Source organism: Parvibaculum sp. (genome assembly GCF_002684405.1).
Classification (GTDB): domain Bacteria; phylum Pseudomonadota; class Alphaproteobacteria; order Parvibaculales; family Parvibaculaceae; genus Parvibaculum.
In genome coordinates, this window is sequence record NZ_NYVD01000065.1 from 1 (window position 1) to 6,840 (window position 6,840).

Genomic DNA, 6,840 nt, shown 5'->3' on the forward strand with positions numbered 1-6,840 from the left:
CCCCGCCGTCACAACGACGTCGCCGGGTTTGACACCCTGCGTCACCAGAACGTCGTCGCCGACCCGGCGGCCGGTGACGACCGGCACCGCGATCGCCCTGCCGATCCCGTGTGCATCGACACCTTGCACCAGCACCACACTGTCGCCGGAGGCCGAGGTCCGGATTGCCGTCAGCGGCAACACGATCACGTCGTTGGTTGCGGGCAACATCAGCCGCGCTGTCACATACATGCCGGACCTCAGTAGCCGGTCGGCATTGGGCAACAGCGCCTGCACGGCCACATTGCGGGTCTCGCTGTCGATGCGCGGCTCGATGGTGCTGACCTTGGCGTTGAATACCCGGCCCGGCGCCGCATCTACCGTCACCTGCACCGACGCGCCTAAAGTCAGCTTGGACAAATCCTGCTGAGGCAGCGTGAAATCGACGTAGAGCGGATCGAGCTGGGTCAAGGTGGCGATCGCATCACCGGCATTGAGATACTGGCCGGGATTGATGCGCCGGATGCCGAGCTGACCGGAGAAAGGTGCGCGGATGGCCTTCTGCTGGATCCGCGCGTCCAGTTGCCGGACGGCCGCCACCGCCTGGGCGACCTCCGCCTTGCGTTGTTCGAGCCGTTCACGCGGTCCCGCACCGGTGCGGGCCAGCTTCCGCGAGCGCCGAAGTTGCAACTGCGCGAAATCGGCTTTTGCCACCGCGGCGGCACGATCCGCTTGTTCGGGGGCGTCGTAGAGCTGAACCAGCACGGTCCCCTTCTTCACGAACTGGCCCGCGTCGAAATTGATGGCGGTCACGCGCCCTGACGTGTCGGGGGCCAGTTGCACTTCGCGCACAGCTTGCAAACTGCCAACGGCCTGCAACGCCTCCCCCACGCTGCGGGGTTCTACGCGGATCGTCGAGACGGGCACCGGCGGCATGGCGTGGTGTTCAGCGCCGCCGCTGCGGGTGATGCGCCAGGCATAAAGCAGGCCGAAGACCACGATGAGGCCGACAACGCTTATGGCAATGGGTTTGGCACGGGAGATCACGGCGGTGCTCATGCGGTCCTCCCGGCGACAACGGGGATTGAGATGGCGCGTGATCGTCCGTGCGGGGCCGATCCACCAAGGCAAATTGAGCGCATAGGGGAGTTTCCTCGGAAAGAACGGGGTGCTCGTTCGGCCGGCCAGGCGCGTTGCGTCGAGGCATGGCAGACCACGATGAAATGCACCCTACCCGCGTGAACGCGCTTCTACATTGCGAAATCAAGTCAATTTATTTCGCAATACGGCCAAGAATTGGCGAGTGTGTTTGGCCTGACTGAATAACAATCTGGCCCACTTTCACCATCACGCCCGTGCAGCTCCGGTGTTAAATGCAGCACCCAAATGCAAATGAGTATTATTATATGAACGATCTCGCGACGGCCGGAAAGCTCCGGTGGAAAATCGATATGCGCGCAATGCCCGCCGCCCATCCTCATCCGGATAGGCCGTACAAGGGCATCATGAGGAGCGCGCCCCGCACCGTGCTTGGTTCGGCAGTTGCGGCGGCAATTTTCATGAGCGCGCAGGACGCATTCGCCGCCGAACCAACGCAGACCCAAAACAAGGATGGGGAAGAAACGTCTCAGGAGGCGATAATCTCGCCCGCCATCTCCATCACGGCGGACCGCGTGGATGCGGCGACGACCGAGGGTACGGGGTCCTACACCACCGGCGAGACGGCAGCGGCGACCGGCCTGCCGCTGTCGCTGCGGGAAACACCGCAGTCGGTGACGGTCGTCACGCGCCAGCGCATGGAGGACCAGAAACTGAACTCGGTGCAGGACGTACTGGACAATACCGCCGGCATCACGTCCTACCAGTCCGATAGCGAACGGACGAGCTTCTATTCGCGCGGTTTCCTGATCAACAACATTCAGTACGACGGCATACCCGCTGCCGTCGGCGACATCGTCAACGGGAGCGGCATCAGTTCTCTCGATACCGCGTTCTATGATCGTGTCGAAGTCGTGCGTGGCGCCTCCGGCTTGCTGACCGGCACCGGCAATCCCTCGGCCGCGATCAACCTGGTGCGCAAACGGCCGACCCGTGATTTCTCGGCGGCCGCCTCACTCGGCGCAGGAAGCTGGCACACCTACCGGGGCATGGCCGACATCTCCACGCCGCTGACCGAGAACGGCCACATCCGCGCGCGCATGGTGGGAACCTATCAGGACGGACATTCCTACATCGACCGCTACAAGCCTGAGAGGAAGGGGTTCTACGGCATCGTCGAAGCGGATCTGACCGAGGACACGACGGTGAGCCTGGGTTACGACTACCAGGACATCACGCCGAAAGGCGCGACCTGGGGCGGCTTGCCGTTATGGTTCAGCGATGGCACGCAGGCGGAATATTCCCGCTCCAGGAGCTACGCGCAGGACTGGAGCCGTTGGGACAACACGCTCAAGACGGCGTTTGCCGAAATCGAGCATCGTTTCGCCAACGGCTGGAACGTCCGTGCCGCGGCCAAACAGTACCGCACCAAATACGATACGGAGTTGCTCGGCCTGGTCGGCACTCCCGATCGCAGCACGGGACTGGGCACCTTTCCCAATGGAGCCTATCCGGTGGCACTGGCGGCGCGAGGGAACAGCCGTCAAAACACCTTCGATGTGATGGCCAGCGGCCCCTTCGAGTTGCTGGGCCGTCAGCATGATCTGGTGGTCGGGGCGATGAGTTCGCGTCGCACCCTCAGCAAGGAGGATATCGCGCCGTTCTATCCGGGCTTTATGCCGGTCAATGTCTATGACCTGAGCACGCCCTATCCCCGGCCCGACTTCAATGCCATGGCGTCGGTCCCGACGCACACCAAGGTCAAGCAGAACGGCGTCTACAGCGCAGCCCGGTTTTCGCTGGCCGATCCTCTGACGCTCATCGTCGGCGGCCGCCTGAGCAACTACGAAATCGACGAGACCGTTGGCGGAACGCATTTCCACTACAAGAAGAAAAGCGAATTCACCCCGTATGCCGGTTTGATCTACGACATCGACGAGACCTATTCGGCCTATGTCAGCTACACCGGCATCTTCAACCCGCAGACCTCCTATCGGGACAGCAACGGCAATGTGCTCACGCCGTCCAAGGGGAAAACCAGGGAAATCGGCCTGAAGGGCGAGTATCTCGACGGACGGCTGAATGCATCGGTCGCCTTGTTCGAGACCGACCTGGACAACGCGGCACAGGTCGTCGCTGGAAGCTATACGCCGGGCGGTGCCCAGGCCTACAAATCCGTCGATGGCACGAAGTCGCACGGGGTCGAGCTGGACCTGCAGGGCGAGCTGGCGCGTGGCTGGAACATCTACGCAGGTGTCTCCCACTTCACGGCGGAAGATGGCGACGACGTCCGCTTGAATTCGCAAATACCGCGCACCACGGCCCAGCTATTCACCACCTACCAATTGCCGGGAGAGTGGAGAAAACTGACGCTGGGTGGCGGCGTCAAATGGCAAAGCCGCTTCTACCAGTCCGCCAACACCGGCACCAGTACGCGGGGCGGGGAGCAGAGTCCTTATGGCCTGGTGTCGCTGATGGGACGTTACGCCATCACGGAGACGACCGACGTGACAGTCAACGTCAACAACTTGCTCGACAAGAAGTACGCGCTACAGAAGGGCGACTTCGACACCGTGAGTTATGGCGCACCGCGCAACGTGATGGTGACGCTGAACTACAAATTGTGAGTGCGCCCGCTTGGCGCGCGCCTGCGTCTTGTCTGCGCCGGGGCACCGCCCCGGCGCAGCTGGGCCTGCCATTCCCTGTGCCCGCGAGCAGGCCTGTTCGACGACCTGTGCTTGGGGTTGCCCTTCCGTAAACCAATAAGCTGCCAAAGCGGAAGCTTTCTGGTTTACGGGACAACAGCCGCACTGGGTGATCGTTTGGGAGTTGGTGCGGACGGCGGGACTCGAACCCGCATTCGGTTGCCCGAGAGGGATTTTAAGTCCCTTGTGTCTACCAGTTCCACCACGTCCGCTGATCCGGCCGGGAGCCGGGTGGTCCGAATCCCCCGGAAGGGCCGGAAGGACATGATATGCCCGTGTCCCGCCGCTCACGCAAACCCCCAAAAGAAAAACGGCGGCCACCCTTTCGGATGACCGCCGCTTGAAACCCGTTCGGGCTGTCGGAGAAATTACTTCTCCAGGCCCTGCCAAACCGGCCAGCAGGTGTCGCCCACCTTCGCGGCGAGAGCGGCCTGTGCTTCCTTGGCATTGGCGCCCTGTTCCGACTGTTCGCTGTCGGCCTTGCCCGTGCACCACACATAGAACTTGTGCGTGCCCGACTTCGACAGCGCGTCGAAGCTGGAATCAAGCGCAAAGCTCGGCGTCGCACCGATCATCGCGATACCGGCAGCCATACCCAGAATGGCAATGGTCTTCTTCATATTCGTTTCTCCCTCCGGGCCAACACGACCCTTATTGTCCACTTTGGCCACCATTGGCGGCCTTGCTTTCCGGTTCTCAATCCACTCCCAGAAAATGCCTGGAAAGAGGAGCTTTCCCCCACTCTCATTCCCGCCCCGGTGGGCGAACAAGGAGCTTTTAATGACCGGAACAATAAATGTTTCCAGCCGGATTGTATCGCGGCACTTGGCGAAAAACCCTGAAAGTTTCGTAATGTGCCCGCCTCATGTCGCATATCTGCAACAAGATTTTCCCGCAAGCCCCTGAAATATAACGAACAAAGTCAGGTTTTTTCGCCCTCCACGGCGCTCACGCCGAGTTGCGCGAACATCTGCGCAACATCCGTCGCCGCCCGCTCCAGCGCCGACGAATCGACCGACCGCATGACGATGCTCGTGCCGAATTCCCGACCGCGATAGTAGGGATAGCTCCCGATGGAGACATCCGCATGCCGGGACTGGATCTCGCCCAGCTTCTCCGCAATCGTCCCCTCCCCGATTGAGGCGGTGAGCGAGCGGCTCAACATGCTGGCGCCGCCTTCCAGCCGCGAAAGCAGGCTGTCCAGCATGACATGCATGACCATGGGCACCCCGGCCATCACGAACACATTGCCGATCTGGAAGCCCGGCGCCTTGCTGAGCGGATTGGCGATCATGCTGGCGCCCTGCGGCAGCCGGGCCATGCGCTGGCGCGCCGGCGTGAAATCGCCTCCCGTTTCCGCGTAATGCGCCTGCAGCAGCGCCATCGCGTCCGGATCGGGCCCGATGGAAACGCCGAAGGCCTTGGCCACCGCATCGGCGGTAATGTCGTCATGCGTCGGGCCGATGCCGCCCGTGGTGAGCACGTAATCGTATTTCGCGCGCACCTCGTTCACCGTGGCGACGATTTCCGCCTCGATATCGGGGATGACGCGCGCCTCGCGGACCTGGATGCCGATCTGGTTCAGCTGATGCGCGATATGGGAGAGATTCGAATCCTTCGTCCGTCCCGAAAGGATTTCATCTCCGATCAGCAATACGCAGGCAGTGACTGTCTTTTTGCCCTGCCCTTCGCCGCTCCCGCTCATTCTCGCACCTGTCCGTTTGCTCTGCGCCGCAAGATAAGCCCGCCGGACCGTCCACACAAATCCCGCCTGCACAAACAGGAGGGCGAATGGAGCCGACGAATGGGGGGTAGGCCCGGACGCTTCGAACCACTATGTTAGGGAAAAGGCGCCGGTTTACGGCTGCCGATCCTTGTCACCGCACATATCCGGTCATAATGAGCTACGCCGAAGACACAGAGAGCCCTGTCCAGCACAAGGGCATTCCCATCCACGGGCCCGAGGATTTCGAGGGCATGCGGAAGGCCGGGCAGCTTTCCGCCTCCGCGCTCGACATGCTGGCGGATGAGGTGAAGCCCGGCGTCACCACCGCCCATCTCGACAAGCTTGTCTATGAATACGGCATGGATCACGGCGCCATCCCGGCGACGCTCGGCTATCGCGGCTTCCGTCATTCGAGCTGCACCTCGCTCAACCATGTCGTCTGCCACGGCATTCCGGGCGACCGCGCGCTGCGCGACGGCGACATTCTGAATATCGACATCACCTACATCCTCGACGGCTGGCACGGCGATACGAACCGCATGTATTTCGCGGGCGAGGTCTCCCGCAAGGCCGAGCGCCTGACGCAGATCACCTATGAAGCAATGATGCGCGGCATCGAGGTGGTGAAGCCCGGCGCGACGCTGGGCGACATCGGCGCGGCCATTCAGGAATATGCCGAAGGCGAACGCTTCTCCGTGGTGCGCGAGTTCTGCGGCCACGGGTTGGGCCGCGTCTTCCACGATCTGCCCAACGTACTTCACTACGGCCGCCCCGGTCAGGGCGCGGCGTTGAAGCAGGGCATGTTCTTCACCATCGAACCGATGATCAATGCCGGCAAGCCCGGCGTGAAGATCCTGTCGGACGGCTGGACGGCGGTCACGCGCGACCGCTCGCTTTCCGCCCAGTTCGAGCATTCCATCGGCGTGACGGAGACCGGCTACGAGATTTTCACCAAATCGCCTGCCGGGTTCGACTGCCCGCCCTATCGCAAATAGGGCGGCATTGTCCGGGGGGACCAGCGGGAAGCAAGACGAGAAGCCGCATTACGCCGGCCACAGAGAGCGCTTGCGTGAGCGCTTCCTGACCGCCCCCGACGCCCTTCCCGATTACGAGCTGCTGGAACTCATCCTCTTCCGCGCCATTCCCCGCCGCGACGTGAAACCGCTGGCCAAGGACCTCATCGCCCGTTTCGGCGGCTTCTCCGAAGTCCTCTCCGCCGAGCCGGACCGCCTGCGCGAAGTGAACGGCGTCAAGGATGCCATCGTCACCGAATTGCGTATCGCGCGCGAAGCGGGCCTGCGCCTCTCGCGCGCCACGGTGATCGAGAAGGAA

The 6,840-nt window shown here is 62.4% G+C and carries 6 protein-coding genes and 1 tRNA gene; 3 read left to right on the plus strand and 4 right to left on the minus strand.

The window, feature by feature from the left end:
* On the minus strand, positions 1-1,038 hold a 1,038-nt coding region (locus CMI59_RS05510), incomplete at its 3' end, for an efflux RND transporter periplasmic adaptor subunit (RefSeq protein ID WP_293325802.1).
* A 347-nt stretch (positions 1,039-1,385) separates the two neighbouring features.
* Between CMI59_RS05510 and CMI59_RS05515 the strand changes: the two genes are divergently transcribed.
* Positions 1,386-3,704 (plus strand): TonB-dependent siderophore receptor, encoded by a 2,319-nt coding sequence (locus CMI59_RS05515; protein ID WP_293325805.1) that lies wholly within the window; start codon positions 1,386-1,388, stop codon positions 3,702-3,704.
* 203 nt (positions 3,705-3,907) lie between these two features.
* Here CMI59_RS05515 and CMI59_RS05520 read toward each other — a convergent pair.
* From CMI59_RS05520 to CMI59_RS05530, 3 genes are all read right to left on the minus strand, one after another.
* Positions 3,908-3,994 (minus strand) — tRNA-Leu (locus CMI59_RS05520).
* Between the two features lie 156 nt (positions 3,995-4,150).
* Positions 4,151-4,402, minus strand: coding sequence for a hypothetical protein (locus tag CMI59_RS05525; protein ID WP_293325808.1), 252 nt, complete (start codon positions 4,400-4,402; stop codon positions 4,151-4,153).
* 302 nt (positions 4,403-4,704) lie between these two features.
* Positions 4,705-5,487 carry a molybdopterin-binding protein gene (locus CMI59_RS05530; RefSeq protein ID WP_293325811.1) on the minus strand — a complete coding sequence of 261 codons (783 nt, stop codon included), beginning with the start codon at positions 5,485-5,487 and terminating at the stop codon, positions 4,705-4,707.
* A gap of 194 nt (positions 5,488-5,681) precedes the next feature.
* On the opposite strand from CMI59_RS05530, the gene map reads away from it, so the two are divergent.
* Together map and CMI59_RS05540 are read left to right on the plus strand one after the other, a co-directional pair.
* Positions 5,682-6,503: a type I methionyl aminopeptidase gene (gene map / locus CMI59_RS05535; RefSeq protein WP_293325813.1), complete on the plus strand. Its 822-nt coding sequence runs from the start codon at positions 5,682-5,684 to the stop codon at positions 6,501-6,503.
* Positions 6,493-6,840 (plus strand): UPF0758 domain-containing protein (locus tag CMI59_RS05540; protein ID WP_363102387.1); only part of this gene is annotated, 348 nt, incomplete at its 3' end. The genes map and CMI59_RS05540, both read left to right, overlap by 11 nt.